20 protein-coding genes and 1 other RNA gene are annotated in these 24,367 nt (G+C 44.4%); 8 read left to right on the top strand and 13 right to left on the bottom strand.

Annotation, left to right across the window (positions count from 1 at the left end):
- Positions 1–63: 63 nt before the first annotated feature.
- Positions 64–2,220 (top strand): malate synthase G, encoded by a 2,157-nt coding sequence (locus tag G3W54_RS16775; protein ID WP_162654407.1) that lies wholly within the window; start codon positions 64–66, stop codon positions 2,218–2,220.
- Between the two features lie 88 nt (positions 2,221–2,308).
- On the opposite strand, the gene G3W54_RS16770 is transcribed toward G3W54_RS16775, so the two are convergent.
- From G3W54_RS16770 to G3W54_RS16745, 6 genes are all read right to left on the bottom strand, one after another.
- Entirely contained in the window at positions 2,309–2,965 is a 657-nt protein-coding gene (locus G3W54_RS16770) for a L,D-transpeptidase (RefSeq protein ID WP_162654406.1), read from the bottom strand.
- A gap of 180 nt (positions 2,966–3,145) precedes the next feature.
- Positions 3,146–3,496, bottom strand: a complete 351-nt coding sequence (locus G3W54_RS16765) for a PilZ domain-containing protein (RefSeq protein ID WP_244627975.1) — start codon at positions 3,494–3,496, stop codon at positions 3,146–3,148.
- Positions 3,497–3,711: 215 nt separating this feature from the next.
- Complete coding sequence (gene scpA, locus G3W54_RS16760; protein WP_162654404.1) at positions 3,712–5,844, bottom strand: methylmalonyl-CoA mutase; 2,133 nt, start codon at positions 5,842–5,844, stop codon at positions 3,712–3,714.
- A complete protein-coding gene (locus G3W54_RS16755) occupies positions 5,844–7,871 on the bottom strand; it encodes an acetyl/propionyl/methylcrotonyl-CoA carboxylase subunit alpha (protein WP_162654403.1) in 2,028 nt (675 codons plus the stop codon). The genes scpA and G3W54_RS16755 overlap by 1 nt, the downstream gene beginning before the upstream one ends.
- The gene (locus G3W54_RS16750) at positions 7,868–8,242 is read right to left on the bottom strand and encodes a hypothetical protein (protein WP_197742883.1); all 375 of its coding nucleotides are present in this window, start codon (positions 8,240–8,242) and stop codon (positions 7,868–7,870) included. The genes G3W54_RS16755 and G3W54_RS16750 overlap by 4 nt, the downstream gene beginning before the upstream one ends.
- A gap of 9 nt (positions 8,243–8,251) precedes the next feature.
- Positions 8,252–9,784 carry an acyl-CoA carboxylase subunit beta gene (locus tag G3W54_RS16745; RefSeq protein ID WP_162654402.1) on the bottom strand — a complete coding sequence of 511 codons (1,533 nt, stop codon included), beginning with the start codon at positions 9,782–9,784 and terminating at the stop codon, positions 8,252–8,254.
- Between the two features lie 116 nt (positions 9,785–9,900).
- Here G3W54_RS16745 and G3W54_RS16740 point away from each other — a divergent pair, with 116 nt between their 5' ends.
- Positions 9,901–11,316, top strand: a complete 1,416-nt coding sequence (locus G3W54_RS16740) for a helix-turn-helix transcriptional regulator (RefSeq protein ID WP_162654401.1) — start codon at positions 9,901–9,903, stop codon at positions 11,314–11,316.
- Here G3W54_RS16740 and G3W54_RS16735 read toward each other — a convergent pair.
- Positions 11,313–12,110, bottom strand: a complete 798-nt coding sequence (locus G3W54_RS16735; RefSeq protein ID WP_162654400.1) for a tetratricopeptide repeat protein — start codon at positions 12,108–12,110, stop codon at positions 11,313–11,315. The two genes, G3W54_RS16740 and G3W54_RS16735, sit on opposite strands and share 4 nt — an antisense overlap.
- Positions 12,111–12,278: 168 nt before the next feature.
- Between G3W54_RS16735 and G3W54_RS16730 the strand changes: the two genes are divergently transcribed.
- From G3W54_RS16730 to G3W54_RS16720, 3 genes are all read left to right on the top strand, one after another.
- On the top strand, positions 12,279–13,664 hold the full coding sequence (locus G3W54_RS16730; protein WP_162654399.1) for a leucyl aminopeptidase family protein: 1,386 nt from the start codon (positions 12,279–12,281) through the stop codon (positions 13,662–13,664).
- A 75-nt stretch (positions 13,665–13,739) separates the two neighbouring features.
- Entirely contained in the window at positions 13,740–14,090 is a 351-nt protein-coding gene (locus G3W54_RS16725) for a MarR family winged helix-turn-helix transcriptional regulator (protein ID WP_162654398.1), read from the top strand.
- Between the two features lie 11 nt (positions 14,091–14,101).
- Positions 14,102–14,965, top strand: a complete 864-nt coding sequence (locus tag G3W54_RS16720) for an NlpC/P60 family protein (protein ID WP_162654397.1) — start codon at positions 14,102–14,104, stop codon at positions 14,963–14,965.
- On the opposite strand, the gene G3W54_RS16715 is transcribed toward G3W54_RS16720, so the two are convergent.
- The 4 genes from G3W54_RS16715 to G3W54_RS16700 all read right to left on the bottom strand — a co-directional run bounded on the left by G3W54_RS16715 (position 14,962) and on the right by G3W54_RS16700 (position 20,731).
- Positions 14,962–16,590 (bottom strand): ABC transporter ATP-binding protein, encoded by a 1,629-nt coding sequence (locus tag G3W54_RS16715; protein ID WP_162654396.1) that lies wholly within the window; start codon positions 16,588–16,590, stop codon positions 14,962–14,964. The two genes, G3W54_RS16720 and G3W54_RS16715, sit on opposite strands and share 4 nt — an antisense overlap.
- Entirely contained in the window at positions 16,587–17,708 is a 1,122-nt protein-coding gene (locus G3W54_RS16710) for an ABC transporter permease (RefSeq protein WP_162654395.1), read from the bottom strand. The genes G3W54_RS16715 and G3W54_RS16710 overlap by 4 nt, the downstream gene beginning before the upstream one ends.
- Positions 17,708–18,805 carry a microcin C ABC transporter permease YejB gene (locus G3W54_RS16705; protein ID WP_162654394.1) on the bottom strand — a complete coding sequence of 366 codons (1,098 nt, stop codon included), beginning with the start codon at positions 18,803–18,805 and terminating at the stop codon, positions 17,708–17,710. Before G3W54_RS16705 ends, G3W54_RS16710 begins: the two co-directional genes overlap by 1 nt.
- 93 nt (positions 18,806–18,898) lie before the next feature.
- Entirely contained in the window at positions 18,899–20,731 is a 1,833-nt protein-coding gene (locus tag G3W54_RS16700; protein WP_162654393.1) for an extracellular solute-binding protein, read from the bottom strand.
- A 90-nt stretch (positions 20,732–20,821) separates the two neighbouring features.
- On the opposite strand from G3W54_RS16700, the gene G3W54_RS16695 reads away from it, so the two are divergent.
- A complete protein-coding gene (locus G3W54_RS16695) occupies positions 20,822–21,373 on the top strand; it encodes a DUF924 family protein (protein WP_162654392.1) in 552 nt (183 codons plus the stop codon).
- 78 nt (positions 21,374–21,451) lie between these two features.
- Here the strand turns inward: G3W54_RS16695 and G3W54_RS16690 are convergent, their stop codons facing one another.
- A complete protein-coding gene (locus G3W54_RS16690; protein WP_162654391.1) occupies positions 21,452–22,000 on the bottom strand; it encodes a cytochrome c family protein in 549 nt (182 codons plus the stop codon).
- 254 nt (positions 22,001–22,254) lie between these two features.
- Here G3W54_RS16690 and G3W54_RS16685 point away from each other — a divergent pair, with 254 nt between their 5' ends.
- On the top strand, positions 22,255–23,115 hold the full coding sequence (locus tag G3W54_RS16685) for a prephenate dehydratase (RefSeq protein ID WP_162654390.1): 861 nt from the start codon (positions 22,255–22,257) through the stop codon (positions 23,113–23,115).
- A gap of 4 nt (positions 23,116–23,119) precedes the next feature.
- Here G3W54_RS16685 and nudC read toward each other — a convergent pair whose 3' ends face one another.
- Positions 23,120–24,058, bottom strand: a complete 939-nt coding sequence (nudC, locus tag G3W54_RS16680) for an NAD(+) diphosphatase (RefSeq protein ID WP_162654389.1) — start codon at positions 24,056–24,058, stop codon at positions 23,120–23,122.
- Positions 24,059–24,214: 156 nt separating this feature from the next.
- Between nudC and ffs the strand changes: the two genes are divergently transcribed.
- An RNA gene (gene ffs, locus G3W54_RS16675) (signal recognition particle sRNA small type) lies at positions 24,215–24,312 on the top strand.
- Positions 24,313–24,367 lie beyond the last annotated feature (55 nt).

Below are 24,367 nucleotides of genomic sequence, written 5' to 3'. Positions count from 1 at the left end.
AATAAATTGATGTTCTTTATTGATGCATGAAAAGTCCTATGTAATTTGACGGGGTCATAGATAATGCAAGAAATAAACGGGTTACAAATTGATCAGGAGCTCTTTAAGTTTCTCACAGAAGAAGCTTTGCCGGGTTCTGGTATTGAAGCTGATCATTTTTTTGAACAATTTTCGAAGCTTGTGCATGATTTGACGCCTAAAAATCGTGAACTTTTAGCTAAGCGTGATGTATTGCAAGAAAAAATTGATGCGTGGCACCGCGACAATGGTGCACCTCATGATTTAGATGCTTACAAAGCGTTCCTGACCGAAATCGGGTATTTGCTGCCTGAGGGGGATAAATTCTCGGTCAGCACCGACAGAGTGGATGCGGAAATTTGTGCAACCGCGGGTCCGCAACTTGTTGTGCCTATCATGAATGCTCGGTTTGCCCTGAATGCCGCTAATGCCAGATGGGGATCACTTTATGACGCGCTTTATGGAACAGACGCAATTTCCGATGATGGTGAAGCTCAAAGAACGTCAGGTTACAATCCTGCTCGGGGGGAAAAAGTCATTGCATGGGCACGCGATTTCCTAAATGAAAGTGTTCCAATTAAAGGTGATTGGCATAATATCGCCAATGTTTCTGTTGATGGTGGACAGCTTGTCGTCAAGCTTAGCGATGGGCAAGATGTACCCCTAAAAGATGCTGCACAGTTTGTTGGATATAATGGTGATCCGGAAAATCCATCATCTATTCTTCTTAAGAAGAACGGGATGCATGTAGAGGTAATCTTCGATGCCACCAGCCAAATTGGAAGCGCGGATGCGGCAGGCATTTCGGATGTTGTTTTGGAATCAGCTTTGACATCAATCATGGATTGTGAAGATTCCATTGCCGCTGTTGATGGCGCAGATAAAACAGTCGTTTATCGCAATTGGCTCGGCCTAATGAAAGGCGATCTGGAAGAAAACCTTGAGAAAAATGGCAAGACAATTGTTCGTAAGCTCAATTCTGATCGTAGTTTCATTGCAGCCGATGGTACAGATATGTCGTTGCCGGGTCGTGTATTAATGTTGATCCGAAACGTTGGCCATCTGATGACGAACCCTGCCGTTCTAGATAAGGATGGCAATGAAGCGCCTGAGGGACTTATGGATGCGATGATCACGGGCCTTATTGCTTTGCGTGATATTGGGCCTCAAGGTCGTTTTGTGAACTCGACAGAAGGTTCGATGTACGTTGTTAAACCTAAAATGCACGGTCCGGAAGAAGTGGCTTTTGCGAGTGAAATTTTCGGCCGCGTAGAACAAGCGCTTGGCATGAAGCCAAATACCATGAAAATGGGCATTATGGATGAGGAGCGCCGCACAACGGTAAATCTTAAAGAATGTATCAGAGCAGCAAAAGAGCGTGTTGTATTTATTAATACCGGCTTCCTTGATCGTACGGGTGATGAGATGCACACATCCATGCATGCTGGTCCCATGATCCGTAAAGGTGACATGAAACAAGCGGCATGGATTAGCGCCTATGAGAACTGGAATGTAGATATTGGTCTTGAATGCGGATTATCTGGCCATGCGCAGATCGGGAAAGGTATGTGGGCCATGCCGGATCTTATGGCCGAAATGCTTGCTCAAAAAATTGGCCATCCCAAGTCTGGCGCAAACACTGCATGGGTTCCATCACCAACTGCTGCAACATTGCATGCAACACACTACCACAAAGTCAACGTGTCGGATGTTCAAAATGAACTTAAATCACGTGCTCGTGCTAATATTGATGATATTTTGTCAATTCCGGTTGCAAAAAATCCAAACTGGACCGCAGAAGATATTCAAGCTGAACTGGACAATAATGCACAAGGCATCTTGGGTTATGTCGTTCGTTGGGTCGATCAAGGTATTGGATGTTCAAAAGTGCCTGATATTAATAATATTGGCTTGATGGAAGATCGAGCCACATTGCGCATTTCGGCCCAACACATGGCAAACTGGCTTCATCATGGAGTTGCATCTCGGGGGCAAATTGTTGAGACGATGAAAAAAATGGCGAAAGTCGTTGATGATCAAAATGCGAATGATCTACTTTATAAACCGATGGCGACTGACTTTGATGGTTCCGTTGCTTTCCAAGCCGCATTGGAGCTGGTTTTAGAAGGTCTTTCTCAACCAAGTGGTTATACCGAGCCTATCTTACACCGCCGCCGCCTCGAGTTAAAAGCCGACGCATAAAATCATTTCATAATGTAGAAAATAGCCCCCGTGATTGTTACACGGGGGGAGGGCTATTGTTATTCGGAACATTCAATAAAGTTTGAGCTTATTGAATGACAATGACTTTAGCTAGGCGGCCTGGTTTTACACGATCGAACAGATCGATAATATCTTGATTGATTAAGCGTATGCAGCCGGATGAAGCTGCGGTGCCAATGGAGCTCCATTGTGGCGTGCCATGAAGGCGAAACAAGGTGTCCTCACGTGTTTTACTGTCATGCAGATACAGCGCACGCGCACCCAATGGATTTTTAAGTCCAGGGTTCATACCCTTTTTAACATATTTTCGAAGATGTGGTTGGCGGTCAGCCATTTCCTCAGGTGGGAACCACTTCGGCCATTCGCGTTTTACCGCGATGTAAGCTTCACCTTCCCAAGCAAAACCTTCCCGACCAACACTAATACCATAACGAACGGCTTTCCCACCACCAAGTACATAGTAGAGATAACGTTGTGGTGTATTAACAACTATTGTACCGCGTGGGTATGACGAATAGAATTTCACAATTTGACGATGGTATTTTTTGTTGATCCGTTTGACTGGAATTGCAGGCAATTTGTAATCACCGTCTTTAACGGATCCATATGAATCTGAAAAAATTTCATATGTTTTTGGGGTGGTAGGTTCAGTGTTGGATGCACACCCTGCGAGTGCTCCGAGAAATATCAAAATCAGAATTTGGAATGATTGCCTAAACTGCATAAGTCTCTAAGTCCCAATGAAAATTCAACAGGTGAATCGATCGATGTGCTTCTCGTTGGCTTTATTTTGTATTCTGACGGATGAGGCAAGCAAAAAGTTCGCGTTTTTTCAAATCACTCGCTTTTTTGTTGTCAGTGAACATAATTGCAACAGTTCAATGTTGATCATACTAAGATCAGTTTAGTTTTCGACTTTACGGCTCTTCCAATTTAATATTGCATTATAAGGCGCACCAGCAGCAATAGGCTCTACAACCTTCTCTGGTAGCTCTTTTGCAAATTTTAAGTGGTGAACATTCTTTGTGATATCAACAATGGCAGCGGAAATTTTAACAGGGTAGTTATCCAAAATCAGATAAAGATGCACGTCTCGGCGTAACATAAATCGTGGATGGATAAGCGCACCGCCCGCGGAGATATTCATCAGCCGAGCTTCCATATTTCCGCGCTGCCTGATGCCGTCTTTAAAGTAGTGAATTTTACATGGTAAGTTCGTGACAAACCTTTTGTGTTTGCGTTGCTCAACAAACATCAATTTTGACAAAAAATTGCCTTCGTTATTTTTTGCTTTAGTGCTTGCGACTTTGCCCAAAGTAAACCAACTCCCATTAGAAGCGTGATAAGAAATCAACGCCTTAGCGCGTGCATTGCAACAGTAGAATGTATAAAAATCGTTTATTTTGTCGTAAATCGCACTAACGGAATGTTGTAGTTTAATTCTTGGCTAACTTTGCGTGTCGGAAATCATTAAAAGTTTCTCAATTGACCCGTAATTTGTCCCAAAACACCGTTTGCAGCATCAATAACGTTAGACCCAGGGCCAAAAATCTCGGCAACACCTGCATCTTTGAGCATTTGGTAATCCTGTTCTGGAATGACGCCCCCACAAACAACGATAATGTCAGGGTTGCCTTTATCCCTAAGCAATTGGATAAGTTCAGGAATAAGTGTTTTATGCCCTGCGGCCAGAGAGGAAACACCAACTACATCGACATTTGCCTCGATCGCCCGATCGGCAACTTCGTTGGGTGTTTCGAACATATCTGATAGGTCGACGTCAAAACCCATATCTGCAAAAGCGGTGGCAATAATCTTTGCACCTCGATCGTGTCCATCCTGACCCATTTTCGCAACAAGAATGTGCGGTGTCTTTCCGCGTTCAATTTTTGCTTCAGCAATTTTCGACTTAATTGCTTCATACTCGGTATCACCTTCGTAATCGGATTGATAGATACCGGAAATCACTCGGGTTGTTGATTTGTGACGGTTAAATGCGATCTCCATAGCATCTGAAATTTCACCAAGGGATGCACGTGCACGTGCTGCTTCAACCGCCGCTTCTAATAAGTTTCCAACTCCTGACGATGCAATAGTTTTTAAGTCCTCTATTGCTTTCGCATGGGCATCTTTATTGCGCGTGGATTTAATTCTATTGAGACGTTTGATTTGACTTGTTCGAACTTTAGCATTGTCGATATCAAGAATATCAATAGGGGCTTCATCGTCCAGTCGGTACTTATTCACACCAACAATGACATCTTCACCCTTATCTATTCGCGCTTGCCGTTTTGCGGCAGATTCTTCGATCCGCATCTTAGGTAGCCCAGCTTCAACAGCTTTGGTCATGCCGCCCATGGCTTCCACTTCTTCAATCAAGCGCCACGCTTCCTCAACCAGATCGCTTGTCAGCGCTTCGACATAGTAAGAGCCACCAAGAGGGTCGACAACATTCGTAATGCCTGTTTCATGTTGGAGGATAAGTTGAGTATTACGAGCAATCCGGGCTGAAAATTCTGTTGGTAGTGCGATAGCCTCATCAAAGGAATTTGTATGCAGTGATTGCGTGCCGCCAAGTGTTGCCGCCATTGCTTCCACTGTTGTGCGAACGATATTATTGTAGGGGTCCTGCTCGGTTAGCGAGACACCAGATGTCTGGCAATGTGTGCGCAACATTTTTGAGCGTTCGTTTTTGGCTCCAAAATCTGTCATGATCTTTGCCCACAATTGGCGGGCAGCGCGTAATTTTGATGCCTCCATAAAGATGTTCATACCAATACAGAAGAAGAATGAGAGCCTGCCAGCAAACGCATCGACATCAAGACCCTTTGCCATGGCGGCGCGTACATATTCCATACCATCGGCAAGTGTGTAAGCGAGCTCTTGCGATAACGTCGCGCCAGCTTCTTGTATGTGATAGCCGGAAATAGAAATAGAGTTGTATTTTGGCATATTTTGCGCTGTGTAATCAATAATATCCGCAATGATGCGCATAGAAGGTTCTGGCGGATAGATATAGGTATTTCGAACCATGAATTCTTTAAGAATATCATTTTGAATGGTGCCGGAGAGTTGCTCCTTCAAAACGCCTTGCTCTTCTCCTGCCACAATAAACATCGCAAGAATAGGAATAACTGCGCCGTTCATTGTCATGGAAACAGACATTTGATCTAAGGGAATACCATCAAAGAGGATTTTCATATCCTCAACACTATCAATAGCAACACCGGCTTTGCCAACATCGCCAACAACACGCTCGTGGTCAGAATCATATCCTCGATGGGTCGCCAGATCGAAGGCAACCGAAAGCCCTTTTTGGCCTGCGGCTAAGTTTTTGCGATAAAATGCGTTGCTCTCTTCTGCCGTTGAAAAACCTGCATATTGGCGAATTGTCCATGGTCGACCGGCATACATTGTTGCTTTGATACCGCGGGTGAAGGGCGCATGACCTGGCATTTCCGCTTTAGCGGAGGCAGGAACATCTTCATCTGTATAAAGCGGTTTAACCGTAATATTTTCAGGCGTTTGCCAATTAAGGCTTTCAGGGTCTTTGCCTTTAAGCTCTTTCTTGGTGAGTTCAAGCCAATCGCGTTTGGAAGCCATTATTCAAACTCCATGATTACCGTATCAACCGCAAGGCTATCACCTTCACTAACTGGAATTGATTTAATCACTCCAGATTTTTCAGCCTTGAGGACGTTTTCCATTTTCATAGCTTCAATAATGGCAAGCGCTTGACCTGCTTCGACCTTATCGCCAACAGAAACATTAAGAGCATTGACCAGACCTGGCATTGGGCAAAGAAGTAATTTTGATGTATCAGCTTCTTGTTTTTCTGGCATGAGATCCAACAACTCAGCCGTGCGAGACGTGAGAACTTTTACCTCCAGATCGGCCCCGCGTGTGCGAATGCGAAATCCATCTGCCCGTTTGTTTGCCTTGAGAGTATAATTTTCATCTTCGCCAACATTAATATTGCCAGCCACGAGCGTATCACCTGTTTCAAAACTGGAATAAAGTTCAGTGGCTTGTTCGTCTCCTTCGAACAAGACCTGAAAGTTACCTTCAATTTCGTCATCTGCCTGACCGATCAAGAGCGGGAATTTATGATCAGCTATTCTGACAACGTAATTTGCCGCCTGAGAGTGTGCGACACCAAGCTCAATCGAGCGCAGTGCTTGCTTTCGGATATCCTCAATCAGCTGCATAGATGCTGTTATTCCGGCAACTGCGCGATATTCATCTGCAGATAGGTCGACACCATGGAAGCCATCTGGATATTCGTCAGCAATAAATGCAGTTGTGATATTGCCGCTTTGGAAACGGGGGTGTGTCATCACAGCAGATAGAAATGGCAAATTATGGCCAATGCCTTCTAACTCAAACATATCAAGTGCTTCGCCCATCGTCTGGATGGCCTCATCGCGCGTTTCACCCCATGTGCATAATTTTGCGATCATAGGATCATAATACATAGATATCTCACCACCCTCGAAAACACCCGTATCATTGCGCACAATGTTTCCGTCGCCAATGTCACCTTCTGCGGGCGGACGATAGCGTGTTAGGCGGCCAATCGATGGAAGGAAATTACGATAGGGGTCTTCTGCATAAAGTCGACTTTCCATCGCCCAGCCATTAAGGGAGATATCGTCTTGAGCGAGTGAAAGCTTCTCTCCATCCGCAACCCGGATCATTTGTTCGACCAAATCGACACCTGTAATAAGCTCTGTCACCGGATGCTCGACTTGTAGTCGCGTATTCATCTCAAGGAAATAAAAGTTCCGGTTTTTATCGACTATAAATTCAACCGTTCCCGCACTTACATAGTCAACCGCTTTTGATAATGCGCAAGATTGTTCACCCATCGCTTTGCGTGTTGCTTCATCCAGAAAGGGAGAAGGTGCCTCTTCAATAACTTTTTGATTGCGTCGTTGTATCGAACATTCGCGCTCACCTAGATAGATGCAATTTCCATGGCTATCTGCAAGAACCTGAATTTCGATATGACGTGGTTCTTCGACAAATTTCTCGATGAAAATGCGATCATCGCCAAATGAGCTTGCCGCCTCAGATTTTGAGCGATCAAAGCCCTCGCGGGCATCATCATCATTCCATGCAATACGCATACCTTTGCCGCCGCCGCCGGCAGAAGCCTTGATCATCACAGGATAACCAACTTCATTGGCGATTTTGATCGCATGTTCTGCGTCATCTATCAGGCCCATATGTCCCGGTACTGTCGATACACCAGCTTCATCGGCGATTTTTTTCGAGGTGATTTTATCACCCATTGCTTCAATCGCACCCTTTGGTGGGCCAATAAAAATGATACCTTCTTGCTTTAAACGTTCTGAAAATTCTGCTCGCTCGGATAAAAAACCATAGCCCGGGTGTACCGCATCGGCGCCAGTTTCTTTACAAGCTGCAACAATTTTATCGATGATGAGGTAGCTTTCAGAAGCTGCCGCAGGTCCAATATGTACAGCTTCATCTGCCATGGATACGTGTAATGCATTCTTGTCAGCATCAGAATATACAGCAACCGTGGCAATGCCCATACGTTTTGCCGTTTTAAAGACACGGCACGCAATCTCGCCTCTATTGGCAACGAGGATTTTTTTAATCATTTGTAATTGTCCTCTTCAAGGCTTTCCGGAAAATTAGCTCGTGCTACATGCTCATCAATGTACAGCATGGCTTCATAATCTTGGGGATCAAAATCAGTATCAACGGGTTTAACTTCGCGCATAAATAGTGTGCCCAATCGCCCGGCATCAAGATTACCGCGTTCAAATGGCTCGCTTCCGAAAGCCTTCCAAAGGCAGGCTAGAAAATTTTTATCAGCTTCGTTCAGGATTTTCTTGCGATCTGGATGCCGCTCCCGTTTTTCAATTTTTGTCGCAACAGGCGCTGCACGGCGAATGGTAAACTGAAAATCTGTCCCCGGAAGTCGGGACGGAAAACCGCGATGTTTAAGCATATAAGGTAATGATGGCATATGCTTCTCCTAAAGCGGTATATTGCTGTGTTTACGTGCGGGCTGATCGACGTGCTTGGTTTTTAGCATTTCGAATGCACGAGCAACACGACGACGTGTGGAATGTGGCATGATGACTTCGTCAACAAAGCCGCGTTGAGCTGCGATAAACGGATTGGCAAAGCGATCTTCATATTGTTTGGTGCGCTCAGCAATTTTCCCAGGATCATCAAGTTCGGACCGATAGAGAATTTCTGTTGCGCCTTTTGCGCCCATCACAGCAATTTCAGCTGTAGGCCAGGCATAATTGATGTCTGATCGGATATGTTTGGATGCCATCACATCATAGGCCCCGCCATAAGCTTTTCGTGTAATAACCGTAATCATAGGAACGTCAGCTTCAGCATAGGCAAACAACAATTTTGCCCCATGTTTGATAATGCCGCCATATTCTTGCGCAGTTCCAGGAAGAAAGCCGGGGACATCAACAAAGGTTAGAAGTGGTATGTTGAATGCATTACAAAAACGAATAAAACGTGCTGCTTTTTTAGAAGCGTCGATATCCAGACAACCAGCTAGAACCATCGGTTGGTTTGCAATGACACCGATCGTATCACCATTCATGCGGATAAAGCCGATGAGAATATTGCCCGCGTGATCTTTTTGAATTTCGTAAAACTGCTGTTCGTCTGCAACCTTCTCAATCACTTCGCGCATATCATAGGGCTGGTTTGGATTGGCTGGAATGATTGTATCAAGCGATGTTTCTTCACGTGTAATGGGGTCAGATGTTGGAAGATTTGGTGCGGCCTCACGATTAGATAATGGTAGATAATCGTAAAATTCGCGCATTTGCAGCAGAGCATCGACATCATTCTCAAAAGCGGCATCAGCAACAGATGACTTCTTCGTGTGAGTTGATGCGCCACCTAATTCTTCAGATGTCACAATCTCATTTGTCACGGTTTTAACCACGTCAGGGCCGGTAACAAACATATAGGATGTATCTTTGACCATAAAGATAAAATCTGTGATCGCTGGCGAATAGACCGCGCCACCCGCACAAGGCCCCATGATCATTGAAATTTGTGGCACAACGCCAGATGCGCGCGTGTTTCGCCAAAAGACTTCCGCATAGCCGCCGAGAGACGCCACACCTTCTTGAATACGCGCGCCACCAGAATCATTAAGACCGATAACAGGAACACCATTCTGCGTCGCAAGATCCATGATTTTGCAAATTTTCTCGGCATGCGTTTCTGATAGCGAGCCGCCGAAAACAGTAAAATCTTGGGCGTAGACATAAACAGGTCTGCCGTGAATAGTTCCCCATCCAGTTACAACACCGTCGCCGGGAATTTGGTTTTCAGCCATGCTAAAATCTGTGCAGCGATGCGCTTTATATAAGTCGTATTCTTCAAATGAATCTTTATCCAGCAAAATTTCAAGCCGTTCTCGGGCTGTGAGCTTACCCTTTTTATGTTGCGCATCGATCCGCTTTTGACCGCCGCCCATCTTCGCACCATCGCGGCGCAATTCCAGTTCATCGAGAATATCTTGCATTTATTTCCCCTTATCTTAGTGCCCTTATAGCGGATATTTTCATAAAAATAAGGGTTGAAAATGCAACATTATCAGTTTAGCAAATATTGCAACTTAATTTTTGCGAAAGTGCAAACATGCGTGGGCGAAAACTCTTTATCGGTCGAAATATCAGAGCTATCCGTGAGCAACATCAACTTACGCAGGCCAACTTTGCCAACCAACTTGGAATTTCAACGAGTTATCTTAATCAGATTGAAAATAATCAGCGGCATTTATCAGCCAATGTGCTTCTTTCGCTGGCCGAAAAATTCTCGGTTGATATCACGACTTTGTCCGAAGATGATAGCAACCGCTTGCTTGCGGACATGATTGAGGCCTTGGCTGATCCGCTTTTTGGGGGTGAATCTCCAAATGGGCAGGATCTCAAACTTGTAACCCAAAATGCGCCCGCCGTCGCGAAAGCGTTTTTGTCCATGCATCATGCTTTGCGGCGCGCAGGGGAGCAGCTCGCCGAACTCGATGACACGCTTGAGAGAAGCGGCGCACTAACTGAACCAGCCCCTTATGAAGAGGTTCGTGACTACTTTCATTACATTGATAATTATGTTCATGAACTTGATGTTCTTGCCGAGGATCTTGCAGAAGCGGCGTTGCAGCGAGGTCAGAAAAGTGTTCGAGCTTTAGCTGAATACATCGAGCGAAAACATCGCGTACATGTTTCAGTCGCAAATATTTCAGCAGATGAACGGGTTTTGCGAAGCTATCATTCCGTATCGCGAACCCTGAAGTTGGATTCACGTGCTTCCGAATCAACCAACGCTTTTCAAATCGCGCATCAGATTGCTCTCATTGAGCATGGTGACTTGATTAGAGACATTGTGAACAGGGCTGATTTTAGATCAGAAGATGCAGGAGCTATATGTCAAATTGGATTGGCCAACTATTTTGCCGGCGCAGCACTTTTGCCTTATGGTCAGTTTCTAGATCTGGCGCGTACACATAGACATGACCTTGAAATTTTATCTGATCATTTTGGTGCGAGTATTGAACAAGTTAGCCACCGTTTAAGCACACTACAGCGCAACGGCAGCAAGGGTATCCCGTTTTTCTTCGCACGTGTTGATCAAGCGGGCAATATTACCAAGCGGCATAGTGCCACGAAATTACAGTTTGCCCGATTTGGCTCTGCTTGTCCTTTGTGGAATGTTCACCGTGCTTTTGAAACGCCAGAACAGATATGTCGTCAGTTGGCTGAAACGCCCGACGGCGTTAGATATTTATGCCTGTCAAAAGCCGTGACTAAAAAGAAGGGCGGCTTTCGTGAGCCGGTACAGCGCCATGCGCTTGCCTTGGGCTGTGAAATTATACATGCATCGGAACTGGTTTACGCTGATGATTTGGATATCAAAAGCGAACAGGCCTTCGAACCTATTGGTATTTCGTGCCGTATTTGTGACCGATCAAATTGCCATCAAAGGGCAGTGCCACCCCTCAAGCGTAAGCTTGATATTGATGAAAACACCCGAACTGTTATTCCATATAAATTTTAGCTATCTGCCAGTTTTTTCCAGGAATTGCTTTGGGCCAGCATTTCTCGCAAATATCTGACGTTAGCTTCGGCTTGGTTACCTGAAAGCTCGCCGCGAGCAATCTTTTCTGCCTCATCAAAGCGACCTTGTAGGCCAACGATCAGAGCTAGATTTTGACGTACCCTGCTATCGGCAGCAGGTTGCTTGGAGGCATTGCGCATATATGTTTCTGCAGTTCGTAGATCACCCTCCAATACATATGACATGCCTAAATTGGATAAGACAGACGGCTCATCTGGTACGATATCCAATGCCTCGCGATATTTATACCGAGCTTGAACGGATTGCCCAAGCTGATCAAGGATGGCACCTTCTGCAGATAATAGTTTCCAATTTGGTTGATCTGGAGTTTGTGCTCGGCGAATTGTTTGTAATGCTTGATCAAGATTACCAGCGCCAGCCTGCGCCTTGCCATAAGCTGCCAGCACAGTTCTATCTTCCGGGTTATGAATTGCAGCTTGTTGCATAACTGCAAGCGCTTGCTCATTGCTACCTGTCATAAGCAAAACAGATGCATATTGCATGGCGATTGGGCCACTTTTGGGATTACTTTTATATTTTGCACCTGCAGTTCGGGCTGCATTGTTAAGTTCAGTCGCGTTCATTTGTGCAAGAGGTTTACTAAAGCTAGCAACGGAACCAGTTGTCAGTTTGCTTTTGGATGCACATCCGGCAAGTGTTCCCGCAATCAGACAGACAGCTACCGTGACTGATATTCTAGAAAATTTTGACCGACAATGAGCTGCGTATTCCATTGGAAACCTCGTGTGCCTCAAGCTAAGTAAAAATGCCTGGAGAATAAATCTGCGGACGGCTATTCCTTAATTTATCAATAATCTGTTAACCCTAATGGAAGGTTAACAAATGATTCTTGCGCGAACTTCGCGTTAAGAATTGTTCACGCTATTTAGGATAGGAAAATCATGACTTCATTTCGTTTTCAAAACCGCAAACTGCCTTTTGTTTCCAGTTCTAAAACAGCACGCCCGATTTGGATTTTGACCAAAGATGAAGTTGCAGCAGGTGCTTTGCCGGATGCATCATCAAAATGGATCAGCGATATCGGTTTTAGTGGCGCTAAGGGTGAATTTGCATCTCTGCCATCTCAGGATAGTAGTTTGGCAGGCGCCGTATTTGGGCTTGGCGATGGTCAAGATACGCTTTGTTGCGGCAAGCTCTCCAAGCTTTTATCAGAAGGTGATTGGGAAATTAAATCACAGTCGGTAAATGTAGCAGACATAGCTTTTGCTTTTGGGCTGGGGTCATATCGCTTTGAGAATTACCTAAAATCAGAACATAAAGCGGTTCGTATAGTTTCCCAAGGCATAGAAAACTTTTCTGATATAGAACGTAAAATTTACGGCAGTTTTTTAGCTAAGGACCTGATCAATATTCCAACGAATGATATGGGGCCCGCTGATCTCGAACAAGTTTTCAAAGATATTGGCAAGAACTATAAAGCTAAGATCAAAGTCATAGAAGGTGATGAACTCTTAAAGCAAAATTTCCCACTTATTCATACGGTAGGTCGCGCGTCGGAAAGTGCACCGCGTCTTCTGGAAATGAAATGGGGCAAGAAAGACGCGCCAAAGCTGGCTTTGGTTGGAAAAGGGGTATGTTTTGATACGGGCGGCCTTGATATCAAGCCCGCATCGGCAATGGGTTTGATGAAGAAGGACATGGGTGGTGCAGCAAATATTCTCGCACTTGCTCTTATGATTATGGACGCTGATCTGCCTGTGAATTTGCACATATTGATCCCGGCTGTGGAAAATTCAATTTCGGACAATGCATTCCGTCCGGGCGATATCTTAACCAGCCGTTCGGGTCTAACCATTCAGGTGGATAACACTGATGCGGAAGGTCGGCTGGTATTAGCGGACGCGCTTACTTTTGCATGTGAGCATGAGCCTGAGCTCGTTATTGATATGGCGACACTGACAGGAGCTGCACGTGTTGCGCTTGGCCCGGATCTTCCACCTTATTACACAGATGACGAAACATTATCTGATGAGATTTCAAAGGCTGCATTGCAAGAGAATGATCCGGTTTGGAGAATGCCATTGTATAACGGCTATGAGGCAGATGTGAAAACGCGCATTGCGGATCTCACAAATGCGCCCTCAGGTGGTTTTGCAGGTTCAATAACAGCAGCTCTCTTTTTGAAAAGATTTGTCACCGAAGGTACGTCCTGGGTTCACCTCGATATTTATGGATGGAATCCAAAAGAACGTGCGCATTCCCCTATGGGAGGAGAAGCGCAAGCCATTCATACGCTCTTTAGCGTGTTAGAAGCGCGGTATAGCTGATCAGCACATATAAATTTGCTAATGTTATAGGTTTTATGTAAAGTAACGTATCCGAAATGAAAAACGGGTATATCCATGTCTATTCCAATGCGGCCATACCAAGCTTTAGCTCTATGGCATTCTGTGGCGTTTGCTCAGGTTTTGGATGAAGGTCCGGATTTGACATTACGTCAGATGGCAATTTTGCTTGAAATTTATTTATCGTCCCCCCCGCACACTGTGCGCGGATTGGCGAAGAAACTAAATGTGACTAAACCTGTTATTACACGTGCACTTGATACAATGGGCTCGCTTGGCTTTGTAAGAAGATCAAGAGATGAACGAGATCGTCGAAATGTGATCATTAAACGAACCGTAGAGGGTGCACTTTTTATTGAGAAACTCGGTGATATAATTATTGAACAGGGCGAAAAGGTCGAACGCTAGGATATATGATAATGGAAGAACTAGACAAAAGATTAAATGTTTATCGCCCTGATTTGGCGGATATTCGCCTCGAAGACAAGGTTCGTGCAGGACGCTATGTAGAGGGTGAGCTGTCTACGATCTGCATTCCAAAAATACCACTTCGGAAACGCCCCGATGAAAGTTTAAATATTGAAACAGAAGCGCTTTTTGGCGAAGAAGTATATGTGTTCGAACAATCTGATGGTTGGTCTTGGATCCAGCTTTTGAAAGACAAGTATGTCGGTTATGTCCCATCAGAAGCTGTGGCATTAGGGTTTAAAAAATTCACCTACATTGTCGACCATCCCCGCACGTTTTTATACCCAGAGGCCAATATTAAAAGAACGCCACGTTTGACGCTCTCCATGGGAAGTCGGCTTGATATTGTGGATGAGATTGAAGAAAAGGGAACGCGTTTTCTGGTTACGCGTGAAGGCGAGTTTATTTTTGAACGTCACTGTAAAGCCGCGCGCGCATTTAGTGGTCCAGACTATGTAAATCATGCTAGCCGTTTGCTTGAAACACCCTATCGTTGGGGTGGCGCTTCCGCCTTTGGGATAGATTGTTCTGCTCTTGTGCAGCTTTCGATGTTTGTTGCAGGAACTTATGTCCAGCGCGATTCTGATATGCAGGCCAAGTCAATCGGTGAGGCGATCGAACCGGGCGAGAAGTATGAATATCTAGAGCGTGGTGATTTGGTTTTTTGGGATGGCCATGTGGCGATCGTGGAAGATAATAAAACTCTTATTCATGCCAATGGCTATACGATGAGCGTGGTGCGTGAACCGCTAGCCGCGGCGATCAAACGTATTGAAGGCATGTACGGAAAACCAACCCTTTATAAACGCCCCTAATTGTATGTTTCCATATCAAAAGCAGCTGCAATCAGTGCTCTAGTATAATCGGTTTCTGGTTCATTAAATATTTGAGTTGATGGCCCTTGTTCGACGATTTTGCCAAGCTGCATTACCATGACTTCATTTGCTAAGGCGCGAACAACCTTAAGGTCATGACTGATAAATAGATATGCCAATTTATGACGCTTTTGCAGTTCTCGCAAAAGATCAACCACTTGCGCCTGCACACTCATATCAAGCGCTGATGTTGGTTCATCCAGCATAACGAATTTGGGTTTTAAAACCATTGCCCGTGCAATTGCTATGCGCTGTCTTTGTCCGCCCGAAAATTCATGCGGGTAGCGCCAGCGCAGATTTGCATCCAGCCCTACCTCATTGAGAACATCAATAACCCGCTTATCGCGTTCATCGGCGGTGAGCTGTGGCTCATGTATAGCCAACCCTTCCCCAATAATCTGGTCAATCGACATACGTGGACTAAGTGAACCAAAGGGGTCTTGAAAGACTATTTGCATCTGATTACGAAGTCCGCGCATCTCTCTGAAAGAATATTCATCAATATTCTTGCCGATAAAGGCTATTCTCCCCTGCGATGAAATCATACGACTGAGCGCCAAACCAAGTGTGGTTTTACCAGATCCAGATTCGCCAACAATACCAAGCGTCTGACCTTCTCGTAGTGTAAGATCAATACCATCAACGGCCTTTATATAATCGTTTGCTTTGCGCAGGAAGCCTGATTTGATTGGAAACCAGACTTTGACATCTTCGCCTTCCAAAACAATTGGTGCTCGTCGATCTGCCTCAGGTGGTTCTCCCTTAGGTTCAGATGCTAGCAGATGCTTGGTATAGGCATGTTGTGGGTTTTCAAAAATATCAGCGGTTGGTCCCGCTTCTACAATCTCTCCCTCTGTCATAACACAAACACGGTCTGCAAACTTGCGAACAATACCCAGATCGTGCGTAATGAAGAGCATCGACATGCCATGCTTTTTTTTAAGTTCACTGAGAAGTTTTAATATTTGCGCTTGGACGGTTACATCAAGCGCGGTGGTAGGCTCATCCGCTATCAGCAATTCTGGTCGATTGGCAAGTGCCATAGCAATCATCACACGTTGTCGCTGGCCTCCGGACATTTCATGTGGGTAGGCGTTTAATCGTTTTTCCGGTTCACGAATTCCCACTTGGTTTAAAAGTTCAATAACACCAAGTCGTGCGGATTTTTGGTCAATATTTTGATGAAGATGCAAGATTTCTGCAATTTGTCGTTCAATCGTATGAAGTGGATTGAGCGATGTCATCGGTTCTTGAAAAATCATTGTGATGTCATTGCCGCGGACAGCCCGAAGGTCAGGTGCACTCGCATTTAACAAGTCTTGATCTTTAAATTTAATCACTCCACTCGGGTGATGAGCAGCCGGATAAGGCAGGAGTTTAAGTATAGATAATGCCGAAACTGATTTGCCTGAGCCAGATTCGCCCACAAGCGCGAGAGTTTCACCCTTTTCAATATCAAAGGATATATTCTTAACAGCATTTGTGACGCGGCCAGACTGATGAAAATCTACACTAAGGTTTTCTACAGATAGAATAACATCATCTTTCTTGGTGCTCTCTGTCATTTGAATGTCTTTCTTGGGTCAAATGCATCTCGTGTCGCCTCGCCAATGAAGATGAGTAGGGATAGCATAAGAGAAATAACGACAAAGGCAGTAAGGCCTAGCCAAGGGGCTTCGAGGTTTCGCTTGCCTTGAGCTATTAACTCTCCCAGAGATGGGGACCCAGGGGGTAACCCAAAGCCCAAAAAATCAAGTGATGTAAGCGTCGTGATAGAACCAGATAGAATAAATGGTAGGAAAGTGAGTGTTGCCACCATGGCGTTAGGTAACACATGGCGCCACATAATTGTGCCATTACCGACACCAAGTGCGCGCGCGGCATTCACATATTCAAAATTTCTTGCGCGAAGGAATTCTGCACGAACAATTCCAACAAATGAAACCCATGAAAATAATAGCATTATGCCAAGTAGAATCCAAAATCCCGGTGGCAAAATAGCAGCGATTATCAAGAGGATATATAGTACAGGCATGGAAGACCATATTTCAATAAACCGCTGCATGATGAGATCTGTCCAGCCGCCGAAGTAGCCTTGTACCGCTCCGGCTGCAATACCAATAATCGCTGAAAATACCGTGAGAATAAGTCCGAATAGGACCGAAATGCGAAAGCCGTAGATTAAGCGTGCCATAACATCTCGTGCTTGATCATCTGTCCCCAACCAATTGAGATTACCAACTGTACAGTCAGGATCTTCTCCTTTTAGTGGGTAGGCCGAACATCTAAGTGTTTCATCCATCGACCAAAATGGGGCAGTTGGCGCTGAATGGGGGATAAATGAATTTGCTGTCGAATAGGAGTAGCGAATGGGTGGCCAAAACATCCACCCATTGGTTTTAATCTCTTCGCTGATAAATGGGTCTCGGTAATCTGTTTGCGCCAAGAAACCACCAAATTTTTCTTCCGGATAATCGATAATGACCGGAAAAAGTATTTCCCCCTTATATGAGGCTATGATCGGTTTATCATTAGCAACGAATTCTGCAAGCATGCTTGCAATGAACAGAAATAGAAAAATCCACAGTGACCAATAACCCCTGCGGTTTGCTTTAAAATTTTGCCAACGGCGTTGATTGATGGGTGAAAAGAAGGGTTTTGTTGGCGCAGGGCTATGTCGCATTACACATCCCTTTTCTCAAAATCGATACGTGGATCAACCCAAGTATAAACAAGGTCAGATAGTAGACCAATGAGCAGTCCCATAAGTGAGAATATATACAGTGTTGCAAAGACAACAGGGTAATCGCGTTTAACAACGGATTCAAAGCCAAGTTTACCCAAACCATCTAGCGAGAAGATTGTTTCAATAAGGAGTGAGCCCGAGAAAAAGGCTGTGATAAATGCCCCCGGAAAGCCTGCTATGATGATGAGCATTGCATTGCGAAATACATGCTTATAGAGCACTTGTTTTTCGGCAAGACCTTTTGCGCGAGCCGTCACAACATATTGCTTACCAATCTCATCGATAAAGGAATTTTTTGTAAGAAGTGTAGTTGTTGCAAAGGCAGCTAAGGAAAGGGCTATAATGGGAAGCGTTAAGTGCCAAAAATAATCGAGGGTTTTTTCAAACCAATTCAATTCAGACCAGTTTTCCGACACTAACCCTCGCAGTGGAAACCAATCTAAAAATGAGCCACCTGCAAAAACAACGATAAGAAGAATACCAAATAGAAATCCTGGGACTGCATAGGCAATAATAATAATGCCAGACGTCCAGACATCAAAAGTTGATCCGTCGCTGACAGCCTTCTTAATCCCAAGCGGAATAGAGATGATGTAGGATAGAAGCAATATCCAGATGCCAAGCGAGATTGAAACAGGCATTTTTTCTATCAGGAGATCCGTCACTGTAATGTCACGAAAGTAGCTTTCGCCAAAATCAAAACGGATATAGTTCCAGATCATAATCCCAAAACGAGTAAGGGCGGGTTTATCAAATCCGAACTGTTTTTCTAACTGTGCAATAAATTCCGGATCAAGTCCTTGCGCGCCACGATATTTGGACGAGAACTCTCCATCAAGGCCTTCTTCAACATTAAGATTATCGCCACCACCAGTCAGGCGTTCCGTGGCTGAATCACCTTGACCTGTAAGCTCTGCAATGACTTGCTCAACAGGTCCGCCCGGTGCAAATTGAACAACCGCAAATGAAATCGCCATAATTCCCAAAATAGTTGGGATAATGAGTAGAAGGCGACGAAGGATATATGCTCCCATTAGCGACGCCCACTAACTTGTAATTTTGCACTATGCATGTTCTTTGATTCGTTCATATGCAATTTGGAATCCGAAACCGCCGTCATTGCAAGCTTATTCGGCAGATTTTGACCACCAAACGGTTGGAAAACCTATAGAATATTTAGGTAATTCGTCTAATCGTTCGAATTTATCCCAATAAGCGATACGAGAGGCACGTATTGTATATGATGGAATGATGTAGTCATTTGCAAGTAAAACACGATCCAGTGCCTTTGTGGTGGCAACAAGTTCGTCTCTATTTTCAGCAAATATTATTTTCTGGATGAGTTTATCAATTGCAGGATTTGAAATGCCTGCATAGTTACCCGAAGCCGATTGGTCGACGGCATCAGACCCCCAATATCCGATTTGTTCATTGCCTGGTGAGAGTGATTGTGCCCAACCATAATAGATCATATCGTAATCGCGTTCGCGCCAGCGATTAACCCATTGGGATGGATCAATTGAGCGTACACTAACGTCGATACCGATCTTCTTTAAACTTTGTGCATAAGGTAGGGCAACTTTTTCGATGATAGGACCATTTAAAATGATTTCAAATGTAAACGGTTCGCCTGTTTTTGCGTTGACCATTTTACCTTTGCGAGTCTCGTAGCCTGCTTCTTTAAAAAGCTTGATAGCTTCACGTAAATTTGCACGTGCCTTTTGCGGTGTTCCAGCAATCGGATTCCTATATTCTTCTGTGAAGATGCTTTCGGGGATTTCATTGCGTAATTCTTCTAATATATCGAGTTCCAGTCCTTCTGGAAGACCGGAGGAAGCAAGCTCTGAGCCAAAGAAGTAGCTATCAATACGTTTATAGGCATCATAAAATAATGTGCGATTTTGTTCTTCAAAATCATATGCCAGATTGAGCGCGCGCCTTACGCGTTGATCTTTGAATATTTCACGTCTCTGGTTCGGGATAAACCCCAGCATAATGCCTGAACTGCGATACGCATTTGCTAGCTGTTCTCGTTTAATTTTGCCCTCATTTGCAGCAGGAAAATCATACCCTGTAGCCCATCGTTTGGCTTCGTTCTCGACCCAGTAATCTATATCATTTGCTTTGAATGCTTCAAATTCAACATTGCGATCAGAGAAGTATGAGTAGCTAATTTTATCAAAATTATTCTGGCCAACATTTACATTCAGATCCTCCCCCCAGTAATCCTTAACCCGCTCGAAGGTAACCGAACTTCCAGGTGATATTTGAGATATGCGATAAGGACCAGACCCCATGATCGGCTCTAACGTTGTTCTGGAGATATCTCTCTGCTCACCGCTAGCATTTTTTGCCTCCCACCAATGTTTAGGATGCACCAGAATCTGCCCAACAATGTGCGGTAGCTCGCGATTGTTCTTTTCATCAAATTTGAAAGTAACTTCTCTCTCTCCCGTTTTTTCAGCGGAAATCACATGTTTGTAATAATTTTTTCGCTTTGGGTCATTTGCTATCGCGCTTTCAAAGGAAAAAATGACGTCTTCAGGTGTAACAGGCATTCCATCATGCCAACGTGCTTTGTCTCGCAACAGATATGTCACACTGGAATAATCTTCAGGATGAGAGAATGCTTCAGCGAGCAGACCGTAGTCCGAAGAAATTTCATCTAAGGATGACACTATCAGGGTTTCAAGCACAAGGCCAAGCCCTGTCGCAATCTCACCTTTGGCTGTTGCAGGATTAATTGTATCAAAAGAACCTGTTTCCGATAATCGTAAATTCCCGCCTTTGGGTGCGTTTACATTCACATAATCAAAATGACTAAATCCTTGTTGATATTTAGGACTGCCAACAAGTGACGTTGCATGTTGCCAATTTTTTGTGTCATCGGCAAAACTGCTAAGCGTGAGTATTACCAGGCTTGAGGCAACGAACAAAGGTCGAACGAAACGTTGAAACATATATACGATCCCTATTTATTATTCTTATACAGTTAGATAAGCTTACTTTATTGATAAAGTCACATCAAAAATTTGTAATGGAAAAATGATATGGTCCCTGAAAATTGGCATAACGATGTTTTATCCTTTTGGTTTAGTGAGTTAACACCTAAACAATGGTATATCTCTGACGATGATTTAGATAAGCTTATAGAGCAGCGTTTTGGGTTAATATTGGCAGAATTGTCCGACCAATTACCGGATGATATCATGCAAAACGCGAATAAATGCCTTGCCGCAATTCTTTGCTTTGATCAGTTCACGCGCAACATCTATCGTGGTTCAGGAAAAGCATTTGCTCAGGACGAAAAAGCATTGAAGTTATCTCAACACATTATCGATCAGGGTTGGGATAAAACAATGGGGCCGATGCATCAGCAATTTGTTTACATGCCTTTCATGCATGCAGAAGATATTGAAATGGCAAAAATTTCATTAGAGTTCTTCTCCCTGATGGGTGAAGAAGCAATAAAGGCGGCCCAAGATCATTTTAATATTATTGAAAAATTTGGGCGATATCCTCATAGGAATGAAGTTGTCGGTAGATTTAGCTCACCAGAAGAAATCGAATATCTCAAAAACGCTCAAAGATTTGGTCAATAGCGGCTAAAATTCTGAATTCAGGCAATAAAAAGCCCAGCTATAAAAGCTGGGCTTTTAAAATCGTGTATTTAACAATCCTTATGGCAACGGAGCCGGATTTGTTGAAAGACTTCTTAGATACGCGATAACATTTGCGCGGTCTTTTTCCTTTTTCAAACCAGCAAAGCCCATGGAAGTGCCTTTGATGTAAGCTTTTGGTTTAAGAAGAAACTTGTTCAAGTTTTCGTATTCCCAAGGCTTAGAGCCCTCGGCTCCATATTCTTTCATCGGTGCCGAATAACCAAACCCATCAGCTCCACCGGCAGGACGATTTACAATATCCCAAAGAGCTGGACCAACTTTGTTGGCGCCGCCTTCATCCGCAGTATGACAAGCTGCGCATTTTTTAAAAACTTTTGCACCAGCTTCTATGTCAGCACTTGCTAGTAAAGGGCTGATTGGAGCAAGCTCTGCCTCACCACCACCTGCAGGACCCGCTGCTGGGGCATTTGCAACTTCAATTACAAAACCTTCTTGCTCGGGTGTTTCACTGTGGAAAAGTCCTTCAGATACGAAGGAAATTGTTAGAACCACAAATACTGCACCTAAAAATGCGCTTGAGATCATATTAAAATAGGAGGAATTCATGCCTTATCGCTCCGTTTGGTGTGCTTTGCCCTTCGATTCGGGCATCTGAATTTTGCCGGAACTTATTGCTTTTGTGTCTGTGTTGCAACAACGATTTTGCATGCCATACTGAGACTTTTTGCCACCTTTGGCCAAAATTTCGAAAATCTCGTCAATTTTGCGAATGATTGAGATGGATGTAAACGCCAAACTAGCGATTGACTCGGCCTTTCCTGCTGATAAAACAAATCGAAATCAGCTAGGTGACAATGAATATGGCAAAATCGACTAATTTAATCTCTTTTCAGGGTGAAAACGGTGCAAATTCGGACATGGCGTGCCGGGATATGTTCCCAGATATGCAGCCATTGCCTTGTCCGACATTTGAAGATGCATTTAACGCTTTGGTTTCTGGTGAAGTTGATCTTGCTATGATTCCTATCGAGAATACGATCGCCGGTCGGGTTGCTGATATCCACCATCTGCTTCCAAATTCGAGCCTGCATATAGTTGGTGAGTATTTTATGCCAATTCGGTTTCAATTGATGATTTTGCCCGGGGCGGAGAAAAGCGATATTAGAAGCGTTCACAGTCATGTTCATGCGCTTGGTCAATGCCGCAATATTGTCCGCCAAAATAATTGGAAACCGGTTGTTGCTGGTGACACCGCTGGTGCCGCGCGGCAAGTGTCGGAAGCGGATGATAAATCCATGGCAGCGCTGGCGCCTCGCTTGGCCGCAGATCTTTATGGATTGGAGATTTTGGCTGAAAATGTCGAGGATCATGAAAGTAACATCACACGTTTTGTGGTGTTATCGCGTGATGAATCGATAGAGCCACGTGCATCAGATGACGAAACTTGGGTTACAACTTTTGTTTTCCGTGTTCGAAACTTACCTGCCGCACTTTATAAATGTATGGGCGGGTTTGCGACCAATGGCGTGAATATGACTAAGCTCGAAAGTTATCAGATTGGCGGCACGTTCATCGCAACTCAATTCTATGCAGATATTCAGGGCCACCCAGATGACTTGTCCGTTCAGCGCGCTTTGTCTGAATTAGAATATTTCTCAGAATATGTGAATATTCTTGGCGTTTATAAAGGGCATCCGATGCGCGATGAAAATATTATCTAGCGTATCACATATCCAACCAGTCGCGCATTAGCCTATGTGCTATCGCACCTTCCGGCGGGGACAATCGATCCTCACCCTCGGATGATTTTAGCCGTTCGGCAATTTCGTCTCGTGTGAACCATCGACAATCTTCAAGCTCGTTCTTATCGAACATGATTTCTGTTGTTAGCGCTTCTGCGTAACAGCCAATCATTAAGCTATGGGGAGCTGGCCAAGGCTGGCTTGCGTGATATTTAACGCGACCAATTTTGATGTTGGACTCTTCCAACGTTTCGCGACGAACCGCATCTTCAATAGTTTCTGCTTGCTCGATAAATCCTGCAAGTGTCGAATACATATTGGGCAGAAAATGTGGACTTCTCCCCATAAGGCATTTGTCGGACGCTTCATCAACCACAAACATAATAACCACAGGATCAGTTCGCGGGAAATAGGTTCGATCACATGAGGGACAGTGACGATGATAACCACCTGCTTTTGGCACTGTTGGACCGCCGCACGCACCGCAGAACATGCTGTTATTTACCCATGCGTTGATACTCGCAGCTTGCGCCAGCTCGCCTAGAGTCTCCTTAGGTAACGCAATATCGGCGTAAATCTGCCGAGCATAGATGAAATCCAATTCTTCTTTTTGGGGCTCACTTGGGTTTAACGTAACTGAAATGCGTGGTTGCCCCTGATCATTCCAACCAAGCAGTGTGGCGTTCTCAAAATCCGGATTGAGAGTTTCAATAGCATCTCTCGTATGAAGCACTGTTCCATCGCTTACAAATGCCGCGCCATCTGAAAAGGCGTAAAACTTTACTTCATCTGCGGATAAGGCATCTTCAAGGCACCCATCAGGGCGATTCTCGGATAATCGGTCAAGCTTATTTTGAGAAAATGCGGTGAGTGCACTTGCTTCTGTTTGTTTAGGTTGATCTCTAAAGAGGAAAGATGTCATATTTTCTCAAACTAGGTTGTTGGTATCGCATTCGAATACGATGCATATCGTAGGTTTTAAGAAATGGACAGGATTTGTGCCGTCGCTTTGCGTATAATTTGCTGATATTCAGATTTATTCTTGCAATTTACTCAATGAAAGACGATATAGACCTCGGGAGGTTGGTGGTGGACGAGCCACTCGCCAACCGGGTCAGGTCCGGAAGGAAGCAGCCCTAACGAGATCCGGCACGGGTCATTGTTCCAGCCTCCTACTTTTTTTCGTCACTAAATTGTTGTTTGATGAAAATGTTCATGGCATGATTTGTCT

The organism is Lentilitoribacter sp. Alg239-R112, assembly GCF_900537175.1.
GTDB lineage: Bacteria > Pseudomonadota > Alphaproteobacteria > Rhizobiales > Rhizobiaceae > Lentilitoribacter.
The sequence above is the reverse complement of the archived record's forward strand: the minus strand, read 5'-3'. Positions and strand labels throughout refer to the sequence as shown.

Excerpts from the sequence above, each read along its gene's own strand:
- G3W54_RS16775 (WP_162654407.1), top strand. The coding sequence starts at position 64 with ATGCAAGAAATAAACGGGTTACAAATTGATCAGGAGCTCTTTAAGTTT.
- G3W54_RS16770 (WP_162654406.1), bottom strand. The coding sequence starts at position 2,965 with ATGCAGTTTAGGCAATCATTCCAAATTCTGATTTTGATATTTCTCGGA.
- G3W54_RS16765 (WP_244627975.1), bottom strand. The coding sequence starts at position 3,496 with ATGTTTGTTGAGCAACGCAAACACAAAAGGTTTGTCACGAACTTACCA.
- scpA (WP_162654404.1), bottom strand. The coding sequence starts at position 5,844 with ATGGCTTCCAAACGCGATTGGCTTGAACTCACCAAGAAAGAGCTTAAA.
- G3W54_RS16755 (WP_162654403.1), bottom strand. The coding sequence starts at position 7,871 with ATGATTAAAAAAATCCTCGTTGCCAATAGAGGCGAGATTGCGTGCCGT.
- G3W54_RS16750 (WP_197742883.1), bottom strand. The coding sequence starts at position 8,242 with ATGCCATCATTACCTTATATGCTTAAACATCGCGGTTTTCCGTCCCGA.
- G3W54_RS16745 (WP_162654402.1), bottom strand. The coding sequence starts at position 9,784 with ATGCAAGATATTCTCGATGAACTGGAATTGCGCCGCGATGGTGCGAAG.
- G3W54_RS16740 (WP_162654401.1), top strand. The coding sequence starts at position 9,901 with ATGCGTGGGCGAAAACTCTTTATCGGTCGAAATATCAGAGCTATCCGT.
- G3W54_RS16735 (WP_162654400.1), bottom strand. The coding sequence starts at position 12,110 with ATGGAATACGCAGCTCATTGTCGGTCAAAATTTTCTAGAATATCAGTC.
- G3W54_RS16730 (WP_162654399.1), top strand. The coding sequence starts at position 12,279 with ATGACTTCATTTCGTTTTCAAAACCGCAAACTGCCTTTTGTTTCCAGT.
- G3W54_RS16725 (WP_162654398.1), top strand. The coding sequence starts at position 13,740 with ATGTCTATTCCAATGCGGCCATACCAAGCTTTAGCTCTATGGCATTCT.
- G3W54_RS16720 (WP_162654397.1), top strand. The coding sequence starts at position 14,102 with ATGGAAGAACTAGACAAAAGATTAAATGTTTATCGCCCTGATTTGGCG.
- G3W54_RS16715 (WP_162654396.1), bottom strand. The coding sequence starts at position 16,590 with ATGACAGAGAGCACCAAGAAAGATGATGTTATTCTATCTGTAGAAAAC.
- G3W54_RS16710 (WP_162654395.1), bottom strand. The coding sequence starts at position 17,708 with ATGCGACATAGCCCTGCGCCAACAAAACCCTTCTTTTCACCCATCAAT.
- G3W54_RS16705 (WP_162654394.1), bottom strand. The coding sequence starts at position 18,805 with ATGGGAGCATATATCCTTCGTCGCCTTCTACTCATTATCCCAACTATT.
- G3W54_RS16700 (WP_162654393.1), bottom strand. The coding sequence starts at position 20,731 with ATGTTTCAACGTTTCGTTCGACCTTTGTTCGTTGCCTCAAGCCTGGTA.
- G3W54_RS16695 (WP_162654392.1), top strand. The coding sequence starts at position 20,822 with ATGGTCCCTGAAAATTGGCATAACGATGTTTTATCCTTTTGGTTTAGT.
- G3W54_RS16690 (WP_162654391.1), bottom strand. The coding sequence starts at position 22,000 with ATGAATTCCTCCTATTTTAATATGATCTCAAGCGCATTTTTAGGTGCA.
- G3W54_RS16685 (WP_162654390.1), top strand. The coding sequence starts at position 22,255 with ATGGCAAAATCGACTAATTTAATCTCTTTTCAGGGTGAAAACGGTGCA.
- nudC (WP_162654389.1), bottom strand. The coding sequence starts at position 24,058 with ATGACATCTTTCCTCTTTAGAGATCAACCTAAACAAACAGAAGCAAGT.